Origin of the sequence: Streptomyces filamentosus (genome assembly GCF_014654895.1) — a bacterium.
In the GTDB taxonomy this organism is placed as follows: Bacteria; Actinomycetota; Actinomycetes; order Streptomycetales; family Streptomycetaceae; genus Streptomyces; species Streptomyces filamentosus.
In genome coordinates, this window is sequence record NZ_BNBE01000001.1 from 3423686 (window position 1) to 3441481 (window position 17796).

Consider the following 17796-nt stretch of genomic DNA (forward strand, 5'->3'; position numbering starts at 1 on the left):
TGCGGGGACCGGCCCTCCTCCTCGTGCGGGCGGGGCTACTCGGCCTTGATGGCGGTGAGCATGTTCAGCCGTGCGGCGCTGCGGGCCGGCCAGAGCGAGGCCAGGACGCCGACCAGGGCGGCGAGGACCAGGAAGATCCCGACCCGGTCCCACGGCACGACCAGGCCGTAGCCCGGGAGGCTCGCCTCGAAGGTCTTGCCGATGGCCCAGGCGAGGAAGGTGCCGAGGCCGATGCCGACGACCGCGCCGAAGACCGAGATGACGACGGCCTCCAGGCGGACCATGCGCTTCACCCGGCGGCGGTCGAGACCGATCGCCCGGATCATGCCGATCTCCTGCTGCCGCTCGAAGACGGACATCGCGAGGGTGTTGACGACGCCGAGGACGGCGATGATCAGGGCCATCGCGAGCAGGCCGTACATGATGTTCAGGAGCAGGTTGATCTGCCCGCCGAACTCGTCACGGATGTCCTTCTGGTCCATGACGGTGATCGCCGGGTTGTCGCCCATGGCCTTGATCAGCGCCTGCTCGTGGGCGTCGCCGGGACCGCCCTCGGTGGAGACGAAGATCTGCGGGATGTACTTCTCCGGGTCGTGCGCGTCGAGGATCTTCGTGTCGACGAGGACGGGGGAGAGGAACTCGCTGTCCTTGTAGACCGCGCCGACGGTCAGCGTGCCCTTCTTCTTGTCGAGGTACTCGACGGGCACGGAGTCGCCGACCTTCAGGCCGCGCTTCTCGGCGGTCTTGTCGGCGACGGCGATCCGGCCCTGGCCGAGGGTGGCCAGCGAGCCGTTCACGACCTCGACCTTGAGGACCTTCTCGATGGCGCCGGGGGTGACGCCGGACGCGGAGACGTACGTGCCCTTGATGTCGAGGGCGCCGGCCTGCTGCGGGGAGACCGCGGTGACGCCCGGGGCCTTCTCCAGGGCCTTGAGGGCCTCGTCCGACAGGCCGCCGCCGCTGGCCATGGTGACCATGTAGTCGGCCTTGATCTGGTCGACGGTCATCTTGTCGAGGGCCTGGCCGGCGCTGACGCCGATCACGGTGAGGCCGGTGACCAGGGTGAGGCCGATGGCGAGCGCGGAGGCGGTGGCGCCGGTGCGGCGCGGGTTGCGGACCGCGTTGAGGCCGGCGAGCTTGCCGGAGATCCCGAAGACCTTCACGAAGAAGGGGCGGATCAGGGCGATCACGGGCCGGGACAGGAAGGGGATGAGGATGATGATGCCGATGAGGGTGGCGAAGGCGCCGCCCGCGATGGTCATCCGGCCCTCGTCGCCGCCCGCGTTCGCGCCGAGCACGATGAGGACCGCGCCGATGGCGGTGATCGCGGCGCCGATCGCGTTCCGCACGACGAGCGACTTGGCGTTCGGGGTGGCGTGGACGCTGTTCATCGCGGCGACCGGCGGGATCTTCGCGGCCCGGCGGCCGGGCAGCCAGGCGGCCAGCATGGTGATGACGACGCCGACGCCGAAGGCGGCGAGGACCGGGGTGGTGCCGAGGACCAGGTCGCCGTCCGGGACCTTCATGTCGAAGGCGGCCATGCCGGAGCGCAGGCCCACGGCGAGCCCGATGCCGAGCAGGTAGCCGACGGCGGAGGCCACGACGCCGACGATGCCGGCCTCGGCCAGGACGGAGCGGGTGATCTGCCTGCGCGAGGCGCCGACCGCGCGCATCAGGGCCAGTTCCTTGGTGCGCTGGGCGACCAGCATGGTGAAGGTGTTGGAGATCAGGAAGACGCCGACGAAGAGGGCGATGCCGGCGAAGCCGAGGAGCGTCTGGTTGAGGGCGCCGAGGCCGGACTCGATCTGCCGGGCCTGCTCGTCGGCGAGGTCCTGGCCGGTCTGGGCGGTGGCGGCCTTCGGGACGACCTTCAGGACCTCGTCGCGGAGCTTCTCGTCGTCGGCGCCGGGGGCGGCCGAGACGTTCAGGTCGGAGTAGTAGCCGGGCTTCAGGTACAGCTGCTGGGCGACCGGGGCGTCGAAGACGACGAGGCTGCCGCCGGCGTTGACGGCGCCGTCCTCGGTGGTGAAGACGCCGGAGAGGGCGTACTCCTTCACCGGGCCGTTGGTGGCGACGCGGACGGTGTCGCCGACCTTGTAGCCGCCCTTGTCGGCGGTGGCCTTGTCGAGGGCGATCTGGCCGGCCGCGGTGGGGCCGTCGCCGGAGGTGAAGGAGAGGGCCGGGTCCTTGCCGTCGGGGCCGGGGGCGAAGTTGACGCCCTTGTTGGACCAGCCGGAGCCGATCAGCTTGCCCTTGGCGTCCGGCACGCCGGCGAAGCCGTCGACGCGGGGCTGGACGCCGGTGACGCCGTCGAGCTTCGCGACCTTGTCGACGGTGGCCTGGGAGAGGCCCGGGTTCTTGGCGGCCTCCTCGGGGTCCGGCCGGAGGCTGACGGCGACGGCCACGTCGTCGTAGCTCTTCGCGGACTGGCCGCGGAAGGCCTGGGAGAGGGTGTCGGTGAAGACGAGGGTGCCGGACACGAAGGCCACGCCGAGCATCACGGCGAGCACGGTCATCAGCAGCCGCGCCTTGTGCGCGAGGACGTTGCGCAGGGCGGTACGGAACATGGGTGGGGTCCTGGGGGTCCGGGTGGCGGGGGATCGGGTACGAGGGGCGCGCGGGGCGCGTCAGCTCGTACGGCCCTTGGTGTCGAAGGCCTTCATCCGGTCGAGCACGCCGTCCGCCGTGGGGCGGAGCATCTCGTCGACGATCCGGCCGTCGGCCAGGAAGATCACGCGGTCCGCGTAGGAGGCGGCGACCGGGTCGTGGGTGACCATGACGACGGTCTGGCCGAGCTCGCGGACGGAGTTCCGGAGGAAGCCGAGGACCTCGGCGCCGGAGCGGGAGTCCAGGTTTCCGGTGGGCTCGTCGCCGAAGATGATCTCCGGCCGGGAGGCGAGGGCGCGGGCGACGGCGACGCGCTGCTGCTGGCCGCCGGAGAGCTCGGTGGGGCGGTGCTTGAGGCGGCCGGAGAGGCCGAGCATGTCGATGACCTTCTGGACCCACGCCTGGTCGGCCCTGCGGCCGGTGATGTCCATGGGGAGCGTGATGTTCTCCATGGCGGTGAGGGTCGGCAGCAGGTTGAACGCCTGGAAGATGAAGCCGATCTTGTCCCGCCGGAGCTGGGTGAGCTGCTTGTCCTTGAGGGCGGACAGCTCGGTGTCGCCGATCCGGACGGAGCCGGAGGAGAAGGAGTCGAGGCCGGCGACGCAGTGCATGAGCGTCGACTTGCCGGAGCCGGAGGGGCCCATGATCGCGGTGAACTCGCCCTGGCGGAAGTCCACGCTGACCCGGTCGAGCGCGACCACCTGGGTCTCGCCCTGGCCGTAGACCTTCGTGAGCTCCGTGGCGCGGGCGGCCACCGCGGTGGCGCGGGGCACGGTGGGGGTGGTGGTCACGAGGGGACTCCTGTCACGACGGTCGGATCGGATGAGCGGGAACCCGGTGTCCCGGGAACCACTCCATCGTTTCGAACGTTCGTGTCCGGGGCGTCCGTCCACGTGCCCGTTCCGGGGGCCCTCTCGGGTCGGACCGCGGAGCCCCGGCCTCCTCCTCTGGTATGACGGCGACCCCGAGGACGGACGTGACACACCTGCGGCGAGATCTGGTCAATCCGGGGGGTGAAGCTTTGCGCCCGCGATCCCGGTCACAGTTCGCGAAAACCGCCCCGACCTGCACTGACGCACCCTCAGACGTCAATAAAATAAGACAACATCAGGCACTCGTTCCGCTGAACGAGCGAAGGGCCCCCGATAGGCTCGTGTGCCGACGCGGAGGTTCGCGGCAACGCCCGGATGGTGGAATTGCAGACACGGCGAGCTTAAACCTCGCTGGCCTTCGGGCCGTACCGGTTCAAGTCCGGTTCCGGGCACCACCCGGGCCCCAGGAGACGCCTGCGGCCCGGCGAACGGCCCCTTCCCCCCCCCATCCTCCCCTCCTCCGCGCCAGGGGTCCCCCTCCCCGCGCCAGGGGCCCCCTCCCTCCGGGCCAGGGGCCCCCTTCCCCGCCGGGGACCGGCGGGTGGCATGGCCGCCGCCGGCCGGGGAAGATCGAAAACTGTCGCAAAAGATCCTCCCCGAGCACTAGAGAGTTTCTTTTGCCTACGCATTACCCTTGACGCAAGGCCGCGCAGTGCGGCCCTCCATGGAGGAGTGAGATGAGGAGCAGCAACCCGGTCTTCTCGCGACGGGGGTTCAGCCGCGACAACGGCTCCGCGGGCTTCAACGCGCAGCAGCCGCAGGCCGGGGGCCCCGCCGTCGGAACGAACCCCTACGCGACCGGTAACCCGTACGCCGAGGGCGCGACGGCCAACCCGTACGCCACCAACCCCTACGCGCCGCAGGACGTCCAGACGGGCTTCCCGCAGCAGGCGCGCGGCAACGTGATGACGATCGACGACGTCGTGAGCCGTACGGCCATGACGCTCGGCACGGTCGTGCTCACCGCCGTCCTGTCCTGGCTGCTGCTGCCGGTCGACCCGGCGAACCTCGGCAAGTCGTACGGCATCGCCATCGGCGCCGCCCTCGTCGCCCTGGTCCTGTCGCTGGTGCAGTCCTTCAAGCGCAAGCCGTCGCCGGCGCTGATCCTGGGCTACGCGGCCTTCGAGGGCGTCTTCCTCGGAGTGATCTCGGCCGCCGTCTCGACGTACATCGCCGACGGCGTGGTCATCCAGGCGGTCCTGGGCACGATGGCGGTCTTCGCCGGTGTGCTCACCGCCTACAAGATGGGCTGGATCCGGGTCAACCGCCGCTTCACCGGCTTCGTGATGGCCGCGGCCATGGGCTTCATGCTGCTCATGGTGGTCAACCTGCTGTTCGCCGTCTTCGGCGGCGGTGACGGCCTCGGCTTCCGCAGCGGCGGCCTCGGCATCCTGTTCGGCGTCATCGGCATCATCCTGGGCGCCTGCTTCCTGGCCCTCGACTTCAAGCAGGTCGAGGACGGCATCACCTACGGTGCTCCGCGCGAGGAGGCGTGGCTGGCCGCCTTCGGTCTGACCATGACCCTGGTGTGGATCTACCTGGAGATGCTGCGTCTGCTGTCGATCCTCCAGGGCGACGACTGACGCACCCCGTGAACTCGGGGGAGGGGCCCGTCCGGCACAGCCGGGCGGGCCCCTTCTCGTTCCCCGGAGCCGTGCGCGGGGCCCGGCGCGGTCCGGAGGGCGCGGCCTATCGCGCGGCGGCGGCGTCCAGGAGGACCCGGGCGGCCGCGCGGGCCTGGGCGGCGGGCTCGGGGGAGCCGGTGATGCCGGCGACCGCCATGGCGCCGTTGGCGAGCAGCGCGAGCTGGTCGGCGAGCTCCCGGGGGGCGCCCAGGGCGTCGGTCTGCTCGGCGAGGTAGGCCCGGACGGCCTCCTTGTGCTCGCGGGCGATCGCGGCGACGGACGGGGTGACCCCGCCGAGCTCCCCGAAGGCGTTGATGAAGGCGCAGCCGCGGAAGCCGGGCTCGGCGAACCAGGCGCCGAGCCAGTCGTAGACCGCCAGGACGCGCTCGTACGGCCCCCGGGCGGCCTCGGCGCCGTGGGCGGCGATCGCGCCCCTGACGGCCTCGTCCCGGCGCCTCAGGACGGCTTCCACGAGCAGCTCCTTGGACGGGAAGACCTGGTACAGCCGCTTCAGCGAGACGCCGGAGGCGGCGCGGATGGCGTCCATCCCGACGGCCTGCACCCCGCGTTCGTCGAAGAGCCGCTCCGCGGTGTCGAGCACCTTCAGGCCGGCGGTTTCCGCATCCATCGCCACTCACCCCTTGCGTGGAGAACCAACGTTCTCCTACTCTACAGGGCATCGGGAGAACGATCGTTCTCCCGACCGGAGACCGGAAACGGGGAGTCAGCCATGTCCAGCTTCGCCCTGCGCGCCCGCACCGCCACCGTCGACGGACTCGACGTCTTCTACCGGGAGGCCGGCGACCCGGCCAACCCCACCCTCGTCCTGCTGCACGGCTTCCCGTCCAGCTCGCACATGTACCGGGGCCTCATCGCCGAGCTCGCCGACAGCTACCACCTCGTCGCCCCCGACCACATCGGCTTCGGCGCCTCCGCCGCCCCCGCCGTCGAGGACTTCGCGTACGGCTTCGAGAAGCTCACCGAGATCACCCTCGGCCTCCTCGACCGGCTCGGCGTCGAGCGCTTCGCCCTCTACATCCAGGACTACGGCGCCCCCATCGGCCTGCGGATCGCCTCCCGGCACCCCGAGCGCGTCACCGCGCTCGTCACCCAGAGCGGCAACGCCTACCTGGAGGGCTTCACGCCCTTCTGGGACGTCCTCTTCGCCCACGCCCGGGACCGGGCCGCCCACGAGCCGGCGGTGCGCGAGCTGCTCACCGCAGAGGCCACCCGCTGGCAGTACACCCACGGCGTCCCCGCCGACCGGCTCGACCGGATCTCCCCCGAGACCTGGACCCTCGACCAGGCGGGACTCGACCGGCCCGGCAACAAGGAGATCCAGCTCCAGCTCTTCTGGGACTACCAGTTCAACCTCGACGGCTACCCGGCCTTCCAGGAGTACTTCCGCACCCACCGGCCGCCGCTGCTCGCCGTCTGGGGACGCAACGACGAGATCTTCGGCCCGGCCGGCGCCGAGGCATTCGCCCGGGACCTGCCCGACGCGGAGATCCACCTGCTCGACGCCGGACACTTCGCCCTGGAGACCCACGGCGAGGAGATCGCGGCACTCGTCCGCGACTTCCTCGGACGCCACGCGAAGTGACGGGCCGGGACGGCCGGACCGGGGCGGGGGACGGGGGTCTCCGCCCCGGTAGGGTCGGCCGGGTGCTGGATACGACTGAACTGACCGCCGCCGTGGAACGCCTCGCCGACCGGCTGCGGGCCGCCCCGCAGAGCCGGCTCCAGCGGGGCGCGGCGGCGGAGGGCCTGGCGCTGGCCCGGGAGCTGGCCCTCCGGGCGCAGCGGATCGAGGAGCCGGGCCGGGAGCCGCGGCTCGTCCCCGACGCGGGCGTCTTCACCGTCGCCGACCAGGTCGCCGTGACCGGCACCGACCTGGCCGAGGCACTGCGAACGGCCCCGTCCCCCTCCCGCGAGCGGGAGCTGGACGAGGCCGTGCGGCTGGTGCGGGAGGCGCTGGAGCGGTCGGGCCTGTAGCGGCCGGGCCCGTGGCGCGTCAGAGGGACGCGATGACGCGGTCCGCGAGGATGTAGACGTTCTCCTCGTCGGAGTCGCCGTAGGAGAAGGTCAGGGCGAAGGCACCGGAGACGCCGGAGCCGCCGAGGAGCACCGGGGCGTGACCGGCGCGCAGGGCGTCCGCCAGCCGCTCCGCGGTCTCGCGGTGGCCGGGGGTCATGCAGAGCGTGGTGCCGTCGGCGAAGACGTACACGTCCAGGGTGCCGAGCGGGCCGGGGCGGACGTCCGTCAGGGCCGTCGCCGTGTCCGCCAGCTCCTCCAGGCGCGCCACCGTGCGCTCGTGGTCGGTGACCACCGGCGTCTGCACCGGCACGAAGTCCGGGTGCGAGGGGTGGCGGCGGCGGGCGGCGGCCAGCTCGGCGGAGTCCTCCGGGTACTCGGGGAAGTCGTCCAGCGGGTCGAGCACGCCGTCCAGGGCGGCCGCCTCGGCCTCCATGGCCTCCAGCGCCATCGCCTCCAGGCCCACGAAGTCCGTCTGGCGCGGGACGAAGAGACCACCGGCCTCCTCGCCGCCCGCACCGCCCAGGAGGGCGGAGGGCGCGTCGGCCGCGTCCCGGGCCTCCTGCGCGGCCCAGAAGGCCCGCGCCTCGGCGAGCTCGCGCTCGCGCTCCTCGGCCAGTGCCTCGGCGACCGCGGCCCGTATCTCGGCGGGGGGCGTGGCACGGGCCGCGGGGACCGTCGCGCCGTGACCGCCGGCGAGCTCGGTGCGCAGGGCGGTGACCTCCTTGCGGAGACCCCGCACGTGGTGCAGGGCAGCGGCGCCCACGGCCGTGGCAGCGGCGGTGGTCAGCAGCAGGGCAAGAGACATGGCGCTCACTGACGTACTCCCGATTCGAGTCGATCCCCCGACTTCCTACATCAGCTTGTCGTGGGGCGGGGCGGCCTGTCAGTGCATTACGTCACGAATTGGACAGGTATTTCGGTCGGGCGTTTAGTCCCGGAACCGCTCTGACCTGGGAAAACGAACTCCCCCGGGATGTATGTCACATCCTGGGGGAGATTCGGTCACGGCTTGGACGCGGGGTGGTTGACGCGTTCGGCGCGTGGAGAGCGGGGCGCGGAAGCGGGCCTTGGAACCGACCCCCACCCTCCGCTGCGGCTCAGCTCAGCCGCTCGTTTTTTCGGTCGCGCTGGGCTTCGCCTCCGCTGCGGGCAGGTGCCGCCCTCGTTCCTCGGGCGACCCCCACCCTCCGCTGCGGCTCAGCTCAGCCGCTCGTTTCTTCGGTCGCGCTGCGCTTCGCCTCCGCTGCGGGCAGGTGCCGCCCTCGTTCCTCGGGCGACCCCCACCCTCCGCTGCGGCTCAGCTCAGCCGCTCGATGACCATCGCCATGCCCTGGCCGCCGCCGACGCACATGGTCTCCAGGCCGAACTGCTTGTCGTGGAACTGGAGGCTGTTGATCAGGGTGCCGGTGATGCGGGCGCCCGTCATGCCGAAGGGGTGGCCGACGGCGATGGCGCCGCCGTTGACGTTCACCTTGTCCAGGTCCAGGCCCAGGTCCTGGTAGGAGGGGATGACCTGCGCGGCGAAGGCCTCGTTGATCTCGGCGAGGTCGATGTCGCCGATCGACAGGCCCGCGCGCTTCAGGGCCTGCTTCGACGCCTCGACCGGGCCGAGGCCCATGATCTCGGGGGAGAGGCCGGAGACGCCGGTGGAGACGATCCGGGCCAGCGGCGTCAGGCCCAGCTCGCGCGCCTTGGTGTCGGACATGATGACGAGCGCGGCGGCGCCGTCGTTCAGCGGGCAGCAGTTGCCGGCGGTGACCAGGCCGTCGGGGCGGAAGACCGGCTTGAGGCCGGAGACGCCCTCCAGGGTGACGCCGGCGCGCGGGCCGTCGTCGGTGGAGACGACGGTGCCGTCCGGGGTCGTCACCGGGGTGATCTCGCGCTCCCAGAAGCCGTTCTTGATGGCCTGCTCGGCGAGGTTCTGCGAGCGGACGCCGAACTCGTCCATCTCCTGGCGGGTGACGCCCTTCCAGCGGGCCAGGTTCTCCGCGGTCTGGCCCATGGCGATGTACGCGTCGGGGACGAGGCCGTCCTCGCGCGGGTCGTGCCAGGAGGAGCCCTCGGAGACGGCGACCTCGGCGGTGCGGGCCTCGGCCTCGGCGAAGAACGGGTTGTGGGTGTCGGGCCACGAGTCCGAGTTGCCCTTGGCGAAGCTGGACACCATCTCGACGCCCGCCGAGATGAAGACGTCGCCCTCGCCCGCCTTGATCGCGTGCAGCGCCATGCGGGAGGTCTGGAGCGAGGAGGAGCAGTAGCGGGTGATCGTGCAGCCCGGCAGGTGGTCCATGCCCATCTGCACGGCGACGATGCGGCCCAGGTTGTTGCCCTGCTCGCCGCCCGGGAGGCCGCAGCCCAGCATCAGGTCGTCGATGTCGCGCGGGTCCAGCTCGGGGACCTTGGCGAGCGCGGCCTGGATGATCGTGGCCGTGAGGTCGTCGGGGCGCAGGTCCTTCAGGGAGCCCTTGAAGGCCCGGCCGATGGGAGAACGGGCGGTCGAGACGATCACGGCTTCGGGCATCACGGCTCCAGGGGGCTGGTGGCGGTCGGACTCAAAGGGAAGTTACCCGTACGTACCGCACGGGGTCACCGGAATCGGCGTGTGACGAGGGCCTCTTTTCTAAGCGCTTGCTCAGCTCTGCGAGGAGTCCTGCGGCAGCGGCTCCGCACGCCCCTCCCGCCCCTCCCGGCGGCCTCCGTCCTCCGCCGCGTCCCCGGCCGCTTCCCCGGGCGTGCTCCCGGGCGGGGCCCCCGCCCCGGCCCCCGCCGCCTCCCCGGCCTCCGGCTCCGCCAGCCGCCGCCGGCGCCGGTGCTTCAGGAGCGCCCACGGGGCCCGCGCCCCGGTCACCTCCGTACCCGCCTGCCGGGCCGCCGCGGCCGCCGCCTTCGCCACCGGCAGCACGCTCTCGCGGCGCTCCGGCTCCGGGCGGTCCGGCTCCGGCCACACGCCCAGCGAGGCGCACAGCGTCGGCAGCACGGCCATCGCCGCCGTCGCGTACCCCTCCGCCGACGGGTGGAAGAGGTCCACCCCGAACATCTCCCGCGGGTTCGCCTCGAACTCCGGTCCCAGCAGGTCGCCCAGCGACACCGTCCGCCCGCCCTGCTCCACCACCACGATCGTCTGCGCCGCCGCGAGCTGCCGGGACGCCCGCCGGGCCAGCCAGCGCAGCGGCTGGTAGACCGGCTCGATGGTGCCCAGGTCCGGGCAGGTGCCGACGACCACCTCCGCGCCGGCCGTCCGCAGCCGCCGCACCGCCGCCGCCAAGAGCCGTACCGACTCCGTCGCGGGCATGCGGTGCGTCACGTCGTTCGCCCCGATCATGATCACGCAGACGTCCGGGGGGCCCAGCGGCTGCGCGAGCAGCAGCGACACCTGCCGCTCCAGGTCGTCCGAGCGGGCCCCCGACAGCGCCACGTTCCGCAGCGCCACCGGGCGCTCGGCGACCGCCGCGAGCCCCGAGGCGAGCAGCGCGCCCGGCGTCTGACCCGCCCGGCGCACGCCCTGCCCGGCGGCCGTGGAATCACCCAGAAGGGCCAGCCGCAGCGGGTCCTCCGTGCCGAACGGCCTCCCGTACAGCCCGTCCGCCGCCGGCGGCAGCGGGGCCGTGCCCGTGCCCACCGTCCGCTTCGCGAGCTGCGCCTCCGCCAGCACGACCCCCATCGCGGCCACACCGATCAGGCCGATGCTCCCGCCGCCGTACGCCGCTCCCGCCGCGATCCGGCGCGCCACCCTCGCCCTGGACATCGGGGGCACCACCTCCTTCGAGCCGCACGGGCCCCACAGGTCCTTCGAGCCGTTCAGGGTCTAACTGCCCCGAAAGGCGTCCCGACTACGCATACGCTGGCCACACCATTACGGAGACCCCGGAGAACACGGTGCAATTCCACGACTCGATGATCAGCCTCGTCGGCAACACCCCGCTGGTGAAGCTCAACAACGTGACGGCAGGCATCCAGGCCACCGTCCTCGCCAAGGTCGAGTACTTCAACCCCGGCGGGTCGGTCAAGGACCGCATCGCGCTGCGGATGATCGAGGCGGCCGAGCAGAGCGGCGCGCTGAAGCCCGGCGGCACCATCGTCGAGCCCACGTCGGGCAACACCGGCGTCGGCCTGGCGATCGTGGCCCAGCAGAAGGGCTACAAGTGCATCTTCGTCTGCCCGGACAAGGTGTCGCTCGACAAGATCAACGTGCTGCGGGCCTACGGCGCCGAGGTCGTCGTCTGCCCCACGGCCGTCGACCCCGAGCACCCGGACTCGTACTACAACGTCTCCGACCGCCTGGTCCGCGAGACGCCCGGCGCCTGGAAGCCCGACCAGTACTCCAACCCGAACAACCCGCGCTCGCACTACGAGACCACCGGTCCCGAGCTGTGGGAGCAGACCGAGGGCAGGATCACCCACTTCGTGGCGGGCGTCGGCACCGGCGGCACCATCTCCGGCACCGGCAACTACCTGAAGGAGGCCAGCGGCGGCAAGGTCAAGGTCATCGGCGCCGACCCCGAGGGCTCCGTCTACTCCGGCGGCTCCGGCCGTCCGTACCTGGTCGAGGGCGTCGGCGAGGACTTCTGGCCCACCGCCTACGACCGGAACGTCACGGACCGGATCGTCGCCGTGTCCGACAAGGACTCCTTCCAGATGACCCGCCGCCTCGCCAAGGAGGAGGGCCTCCTCGTCGGCGGCTCCTGCGGCATGGCCGTGGTCGCCGCCCTGGAGGTCGCCAGGGAGCTCGGCCCGGACGACGTCGTCGTCGTCCTGCTGCCGGACTCCGGCCGCGGCTACATGTCGAAGATCTTCAACGACGAGTGGATGGCCGACTACGGCTTCCTGGAGGACACCTCCACCGCCACCGTCGCCGACGTGCTGCGGCACAAGGAGGGCGTCATGCCCTCGCTGGTCCACATGCACCCGGACGAGACCGTCGGCCAGGCCATCGAGGTGCTGCGCGAGTACGGCGTCTCCCAGATGCCCATCGTGAAGCCCGGCGCCGGCCACCCCGACGTGATGGCCGCCGAGGTCATCGGCTCGGTCGTCGAGCGGGAGCTCCTGGACCACCTCTTCACGCAGAAGGCGAAGCTGGAGGACCCGCTGGAGGGGCACATGTCCGCCCCGCTGCCGCAGGTCGGCTCGGGCGAGCCGGTCGCGGACCTGATGGCGGTCCTCGGCGACGCCGACGCCGCGATCGTCCTCGTCGAGGGCAAGCCGACCGGCGTCGTCAGCCGCCAGGACCTGCTGGCCTTCCTGGCCAACGGCGGGAAGTAGCACCCCGGAGGGGCGGCGGGTGCCCGTCAGGGTGTCCGTCCGGGCGTTCGTCCGGTCGTCCGCCCGGCCGTCCGCTCGGGCGTTCGCGCAAACGGTACGAGCGCGTCACGTCCGCGCAGCACCCGCTTAACACGGCTCCGGCAGAGTCTTCCTCGTCGGCGTCACAGAACTTCCGGAGCGGCTCCCGGACCTCTGAAGACGCCGCGGACGCGGAGACCGGCCCTGAACCCGGGCCCGTGTCCCCCGCGGGGACCGCCGTCGTCCCGCCCCCCAGCGATGGGGGTGCGGCGGTCCCCGCGCCACTTCTTCCCCGCGGTCTCCCCTTCCTCCCCGCCGCGCCCTCTCCTCCTCCCACCCCTCTGCATATCCTTATGCAGGCAGGGTCAGGGATGAATGGATTGACGGACTGAAGGGGGACGGCATGAGCGACGGCCCGGCCGGGCGGCTCCAGGCGCTCTTCGAGGGGCACCGGCTCACGCCCACGCAGCGGCGGATCGCCCACTGCATGGTCCGGCGGGCCGCCGACGCGCCCTTCCTCTCCAGCGTCGAGCTCGCCGAGCTGGCCGGCGTCAGCCAGCCCTCCGTGACCCGCTTCGCCGTCGCCCTCGGCTTCGACGGCTACCCGGCGCTCCGCCGCCACCTGCGGGAGGTCGCGCCGCCCGAGCCCGCGCCCGGGGAGGACACCGGGCACAACGCGTACCAGCAGGCCGTCCTCGCCGAGATCGAGAACCTGCGGCACCTCGCCGGACTGCTCGCCGACCCCGCGCCGGTGGAACGGGCCGGCCGGGTCCTCGCGGGCTCCCGGCCGCTGCTCGTCCTCGGCCTGCGGGCCGCGTCCTCACAGGCCCGCGGCTTCGCCTACTTCGCCGCCAAGGTGCACCCGGACGTCCGGCTGCTCGACGAGGGCGGCTCGATGCTCACCGACCGGATCGACGCCGCCGTACGGGCCGGGGCCACCGCGCTGCTCTGCTTCGCGCTCCCCCGGCACCCGCGCGAGGTCGTCGAGGCGCTGGAGTACGCGCGGGCGGCCGGGCTCACGGTCGTGACCGTGGCCGAGTCCGCCTTCGCGCCCGTCGCCGCCCACTCCGACCTGCTCATCCCGGCCGCCGTCGGCACCGGCCTCGCCTTCGACACCGCCTGCGCGCCGATGCTCCTCGGCCGGGTCCTCCTCGAAGCCATGGCGGACGGACTGCCGGACGCGCAGGCGCGCCTGGAGCAGTTCGACGCGAAGGCGGCCGAGCGGGGGCTCTTCGTCGAGTAGGGCGGGCCGCCGGGCGGGGTCAGACCTCCAGGTCGGCCTCGATCTTCTTCAGCTGGTGGCGGGCCATCGCCAGGTTGGCCCGGTCCTTCGACAGCGCCAGGTAGAGGAAGAGCCCCTGCGAGGTGCGGCTCTTGAGCAGCCGGATCAGGTGGTACTGGCTGCCGAGGGTGATCAGGATGTCCTCGATCTCCTCGTTGATGTTCAGCATCTCCATCGCCCGGACCTTGGCGCGGACGACGTCGGTGTTGCCCGCCGCGGCCACGTTCAGGTCGAGCTCCTTGCCGCCGCCGATGGTGCCGAGCGCCATGCCGCTCGTGTAGTCGACGAGGGCGGCACCGATCGCGCCGTCGATCGAGGCGGCGTCCTTGAGGGCGGTTTCGACGTTACTCATGGTGCAACTTCCTTCTTTTCTCTACGGGTTCGGGTTCGGGTTCGGGGTCGGGCCGGTGGTCCTGGGGGTGGCGGATCGGTTCAGGTCCCGGCGCTCCAGCGCGCGGTCGACCAGTTCCCCTATCCGGGTGCTGGAGCGGCGGGCCTCCAGGTGGAGCCGGCCCACGTTGATGCGGGGCTCGGCGAGCAGGGTGAGGACGGCGGAGCCGCCTGCCGCGTAGGTGGCGACGTAACCGTCCTCGCCGCGGACGAGCAGCTCGCGGAAGCCGCCCTGGCCGGTGGACTCGGTGAGCCGCCGGCCCACGCCGAGCGCGGCGGCGGTCAGCGCGGCCACGCTCTCCGCGGCACCGTCCACGGTGTCGTGGGCGAGCACGAGGCCGTCGGCGCTGGCGGCCAGCGCTCCCGTGAGCTGGGGCAGCCGGGCGCGCAGCCGTCTGAGCTCGCCGAGCACCTCGGCTTCGGCAGTCATCAACTGTCTCCTCTCGGCGCGCAGGCGCAGAGCACGCCTCATCACAGGTGTGCCTCCAGGGCGTCACGGAGCCGGCGCAGCAGGGCGATGTCGGGGTCGGCCACCGGGGGGACCGGGGGGAAGGCCGGGGGAGGGGGCGTGGGGGTGGCGTCGGGGGCCGCGTCGAGCGGGGTCTCGATCAGTCCGGCGGCGGCGAGCCTGCGGACGTCGAGGAGGGTGTGGAAGGCGGGGCGGCCCAGGAGGCGGGCCAGGTCGGCGGGGGTGCGGACCCCGTCGGCGGCGGCGAGCAGGGCGCGGCGGCGGGCGCCGAGGCCCTGGCCGGGGGCGGCGGGGCGGGGCACGACGGGGGCGGTGTCGACGGAGGCGTACGGCCAGACGGCGTCGAGGAGTTCGCGGCGGCGGAGGGTCTCGCGCTCGACGGCCTCGGCGGAGACGGGGCGGACGGTGCCGAACCAGTGCCCGACGCCGTACCGGAAGCGGGTGGGGCCGCTGGCGGGGGAGAGCGCGAAGAAGGCGGCGTCGAAGACGGCCCCCAGGTGGCATATCTCCAGCTCGCCGTCGCCCAGCCGGCCGCTGTCCACGAGAAAGCGGCCCACGGCGCGGTGGGCGCCGGCCCGGTCGACGGCCTCGTCCCAGCCCTCGCGGGGGATCCGCCCGGCGGTGGTGAGCAGGACGTCCATGCCCGGGGCGGCGGGGCTCTCGGCGTGCACGACCCGGCCGTCCACCAGGTAGAGGGTGCCGTGGTCGCGCAGCAGGGCGCCGGTGGCCTTCTCCGCGGCGAGCCGCACGAGCATGGGGGAGACGCTCATCCCAGGACCAGTCGTTCGGCGATGTCGGCGAGGCGGAGGCGGGCGAGGGCCAGGTTGCCGGTGTCGCGGTCGAGCCAGAGGTGGAGGAAGACGCTGCTGTCGAAGGACGTCCGGACGAAGCGGAGCACGTGGTAGCCGGCCCGGGTGGTGACGATCAGGTCCTCGACGGGCGGTTCGTCCCCGTCCGCTCCCGGCCCTTCGGCGGAGACGGTGAAGGAGTCGAACTCGGCTGCCGCACGCGCGAGTTCGGCGGTCTCGGCGGCCGTCGTCTCGTGGTCGCCGACCGGCGACTCGCCCGCCGTGCCGAGCGCGAGGCCGCTGTTCCAGTCCACCAGGGAGGCACCGCGAGCACCCGGCAGGGTCATGGCCTCCATGAGGCACTCGTCGATTCCGGGCACGCGGGTTCCCCTCCCGATACGACGTGCGAACAACGGCAGTGACGGTGACGTTACTGAATGACACGCCCGGGGGAGGGAGTTCTGGCATTTTCCATCGGAACATGCCTTCGCGGGGCCGGAATCGGATAAAGAGCGTTCGACGGGCCGGACGGCGGCCGGCCCTCGGGCGTCCGGCGGCGGGTGTCCGGACGGGGGAGGGAAGTGTCCGACGGCACCGGCCCCTCAGTAGCGGGACTCGACCGCCCGCGCGATGTCGTCGAGGTCCTTCGCGAGCGCCCGGGAGACGGCCCGCGCGCCGAGGCGGGCGAGGAGGCGGGCCAGCGGGCCGGGCGTGCGGCCGTGCGCCGGGCGGGCGGAGAAGGCCATCCGCAGCACGCTGCCGGACGGCCCGTCCGCGCGCAGGGAGAGCTCGGAGACGTACCGCATGCCGTGCGAGGCGGCGGACGTCACGTACCGGTCGGGCGGCTCGCACTCGGTCACGGTCATCTCCTCCGTGGCCTCCCTGCCCAGCATCCGCCGGGTCTCGCGCCAGCGGGTGCCCACGCCGAAGACCCCTTCGGTGAGCACCTCGACCCGCTGCACCCCGGACAGCACCCGGGGCAGGTCCGGCAGGTCGGTGATCGCCTCCCAGACGCGGCCGGGCGAGGCGGCGACCCGGCGCTCGACGACGACGGTGGTGGTGGTCATGGCTCCATCGAAGGGGCTGTCCCGGCCCGCCGCTACCGGACGAGCGCGTCGGCGTGCGCGCCGCCCGCCTCGGCCACGATCTCCGCCGGGGTCTGCGCGGCGCGGACGGTCGCGAAGGAGACCGCCCCGTCGTCCGCGAGGGCGAAGCCGTGCACGGCGGGCCGGGGCAGGCTGTTGTAGGCGTAGTGGTGGGCGAAGGCGTACGCCCCGGTGTCGGGCACGGCGACCACGTCGCCCGGGTGCAGCAGCGGCAGCGCGCGGCCGGCGGCGAGCAGGTCGCCGGCGAAGCAGGCGGGGCCCGCCACGTCCTGGACGGTCACCCGGCCGGAGCGGGGACGCCCCTCGGAGTCGTACGCGAGGATCCGCAGCGGCCACGCCTCGGGGGCGTAGACGGTCCGGGTGGCGAGCTGCACGCCGGCGTGGGTGACGGCGATCGGGCGCCCGCCGGAGGTCTTGGTGTACTCGACGCGGGCCAGGACCGTGCCGTGCTTGGCGAGCAGCGAGCGCCCGAACTCGGTGACCAGGCGGTAGCGGCCGTCGAAGAGGCCGGGGACGGTGGCGGCGAGCAGCCGGGCGTGGTCGGCGTAGGTGGGGGTCTCCTCCTCGGAGGCGAAGTTCACCGGCAGGCCACCGCCGATGTCGAGGGTGTCGACCTGCGGGCGGCCCGCCTTCGCGTTGATCTCCTCGGCCAGCTCGTACACGGCCCGGACGCCTTCGGCCATCAGGGTGAGCGGGACGCCCTGGGAGCCGGTGTGGGTGTGCAGCCGGGTGAGCCAGGGGCGGTCCAGGTACGCCCGGACGACCGCCTCCCGGGCGCCCTCGTCGCGCAGCGCCACCCCGAACTTGGAGGTGGCGGTCGCGGTGGACAGGGCGCCGATGGACCCGGCGCCGACCTGCGGGTTGACCCGGAGCCCGAGCGGCGAGGCGGTGGGGGCGGAAGCCACCAGGGCGTCGATCCGGGCGAGCTCCTGGAGGTTGTCGGCGTTGACGGCGATCCCGAGGGCGAGGGCCTCGCGGAGCTCGGCGGGGGTCTTGGCGGGCGAGTCGAGGACGGTGCGGGACGGGGGCAGCCCGGCGGCCCGGGCGAGCGCCAGCTCCCCGGGGCTGGCCACCTCGGCGCCGATGCCGGCGTCGGCGAGCAGCCGGAGCACGGGCACCAGCGGGCACGCCTTCACGGCGAAGGCGTGCAGCACCCCGCCCCGGGTCACGGCGGCGAAAGCGCTGGTCAGGGCGGCGGCGGAGGCGCGGATGCCGGCGACGTCGAGGAGGGCGACGACGGGGCTCTCGGGGGTGAGGAGTCCTTGGGCGACGGCGGCACGGACGGCGAGGTCACGGCGGTAGGAGGCCATGGGTCCCATCCTGACGGGCGGGGCGGGGGGCGGGTA

The 17796-nt window shown here is 72.9% G+C and carries 17 protein-coding genes and 1 tRNA gene; 6 read left to right on the forward strand and 12 right to left on the reverse strand.

Translation table 11 applies throughout. The features are described 5' to 3' along the window. Positions 1-35 precede the first annotated feature (35 nt). Both IE326_RS15525 and IE326_RS15530 read right to left on the reverse strand, forming a co-directional pair. Positions 36-2567, reverse strand: a complete 2532-nt coding sequence (locus tag IE326_RS15525) for an ABC transporter permease (RefSeq protein ID WP_150228541.1) — start codon at positions 2565-2567, stop codon at positions 36-38. Between the two features lie 60 nt (positions 2568-2627). Then, positions 2628-3398: an ABC transporter ATP-binding protein gene (locus IE326_RS15530; protein ID WP_190041799.1), complete on the reverse strand. Its 771-nt coding sequence runs from the start codon at positions 3396-3398 to the stop codon at positions 2628-2630. Positions 3399-3788: 390 nt separating this feature from the next. Here IE326_RS15530 and IE326_RS15535 point away from each other — a divergent pair. Then, positions 3789-3874, forward strand: a tRNA-Leu gene (locus tag IE326_RS15535). Positions 3875-4156: 282 nt separating this feature from the next. Next, positions 4157-5062 (forward strand): Bax inhibitor-1/YccA family protein, encoded by a 906-nt coding sequence (locus IE326_RS15540; protein ID WP_150228537.1) that lies wholly within the window; start codon positions 4157-4159, stop codon positions 5060-5062. A gap of 106 nt (positions 5063-5168) precedes the next feature. On the opposite strand, the gene IE326_RS15545 is transcribed toward IE326_RS15540, so the two are convergent. Continuing rightward, on the reverse strand, positions 5169-5732 hold the full coding sequence (locus IE326_RS15545; protein ID WP_190041800.1) for a TetR/AcrR family transcriptional regulator: 564 nt from the start codon (positions 5730-5732) through the stop codon (positions 5169-5171). 102 nt (positions 5733-5834) lie between these two features. On the opposite strand from IE326_RS15545, the gene IE326_RS15550 reads away from it, so the two are divergent. Both IE326_RS15550 and IE326_RS15555 read left to right on the forward strand, forming a co-directional pair. Beyond that, positions 5835-6707 carry an alpha/beta fold hydrolase gene (locus IE326_RS15550; protein WP_150228532.1) on the forward strand — a complete coding sequence of 291 codons (873 nt, stop codon included), beginning with the start codon at positions 5835-5837 and terminating at the stop codon, positions 6705-6707. A gap of 62 nt (positions 6708-6769) precedes the next feature. Next, complete coding sequence (locus IE326_RS15555; protein ID WP_190041801.1) at positions 6770-7099, forward strand: hypothetical protein; 330 nt, start codon at positions 6770-6772, stop codon at positions 7097-7099. A gap of 19 nt (positions 7100-7118) precedes the next feature. Here IE326_RS15555 and IE326_RS15560 read toward each other — a convergent pair whose 3' ends face one another. The 3 genes from IE326_RS15560 to IE326_RS15570 all read right to left on the reverse strand — a co-directional run bounded on the left by IE326_RS15560 (position 7119) and on the right by IE326_RS15570 (position 10883). Next, on the reverse strand, positions 7119-7946 hold the full coding sequence (locus IE326_RS15560) for a hypothetical protein (RefSeq protein WP_190041802.1): 828 nt from the start codon (positions 7944-7946) through the stop codon (positions 7119-7121). A 492-nt stretch (positions 7947-8438) separates the two neighbouring features. After that, positions 8439-9659 (reverse strand): acetyl-CoA C-acetyltransferase, encoded by a 1221-nt coding sequence (locus IE326_RS15565; RefSeq protein WP_190041803.1) that lies wholly within the window; start codon positions 9657-9659, stop codon positions 8439-8441. Positions 9660-9770: 111 nt separating this feature from the next. Then, positions 9771-10883, reverse strand: a complete 1113-nt coding sequence (locus IE326_RS15570; protein ID WP_229915345.1) for an SGNH/GDSL hydrolase family protein — start codon at positions 10881-10883, stop codon at positions 9771-9773. Positions 10884-11014: 131 nt separating this feature from the next. Here IE326_RS15570 and IE326_RS15575 point away from each other — a divergent pair, with 131 nt between their 5' ends. Both IE326_RS15575 and IE326_RS15580 read left to right on the forward strand, forming a co-directional pair. After that, the gene (locus IE326_RS15575; protein WP_150228527.1) at positions 11015-12397 is read left to right on the forward strand and encodes a cystathionine beta-synthase; all 1383 of its coding nucleotides are present in this window, start codon (positions 11015-11017) and stop codon (positions 12395-12397) included. Between the two features lie 421 nt (positions 12398-12818). Beyond that, the gene (locus IE326_RS15580; protein ID WP_150228525.1) at positions 12819-13658 is read left to right on the forward strand and encodes a MurR/RpiR family transcriptional regulator; all 840 of its coding nucleotides are present in this window, start codon (positions 12819-12821) and stop codon (positions 13656-13658) included. 19 nt (positions 13659-13677) lie between these two features. Here IE326_RS15580 and IE326_RS15585 read toward each other — a convergent pair whose 3' ends face one another. The 6 genes from IE326_RS15585 to IE326_RS15610 all read right to left on the reverse strand — a co-directional run bounded on the left by IE326_RS15585 (position 13678) and on the right by IE326_RS15610 (position 17769). Beyond that, complete coding sequence (locus IE326_RS15585; RefSeq protein ID WP_190041804.1) at positions 13678-14049, reverse strand: hypothetical protein; 372 nt, start codon at positions 14047-14049, stop codon at positions 13678-13680. A gap of 21 nt (positions 14050-14070) precedes the next feature. Then, the gene (locus tag IE326_RS15590; protein WP_190041805.1) at positions 14071-14559 is read right to left on the reverse strand and encodes a roadblock/LC7 domain-containing protein; all 489 of its coding nucleotides are present in this window, start codon (positions 14557-14559) and stop codon (positions 14071-14073) included. After that, positions 14559-15326 (reverse strand): transcriptional regulator, encoded by a 768-nt coding sequence (locus IE326_RS15595; protein WP_190041806.1) that lies wholly within the window; start codon positions 15324-15326, stop codon positions 14559-14561. Before IE326_RS15595 ends, IE326_RS15590 begins: the two co-directional genes overlap by 1 nt. After that, positions 15323-15724: a hypothetical protein gene (locus IE326_RS15600; RefSeq protein WP_190041807.1), complete on the reverse strand. Its 402-nt coding sequence runs from the start codon at positions 15722-15724 to the stop codon at positions 15323-15325. The genes IE326_RS15595 and IE326_RS15600 overlap by 4 nt, the downstream gene beginning before the upstream one ends. Before the next feature lie 222 nt (positions 15725-15946). Further along, complete coding sequence (locus IE326_RS15605) at positions 15947-16411, reverse strand: SRPBCC family protein (protein ID WP_150228516.1); 465 nt, start codon at positions 16409-16411, stop codon at positions 15947-15949. A gap of 32 nt (positions 16412-16443) precedes the next feature. After that, positions 16444-17769 (reverse strand): type III PLP-dependent enzyme domain-containing protein, encoded by a 1326-nt coding sequence (locus IE326_RS15610; RefSeq protein ID WP_190041808.1) that lies wholly within the window; start codon positions 17767-17769, stop codon positions 16444-16446. Positions 17770-17796 lie beyond the last annotated feature (27 nt).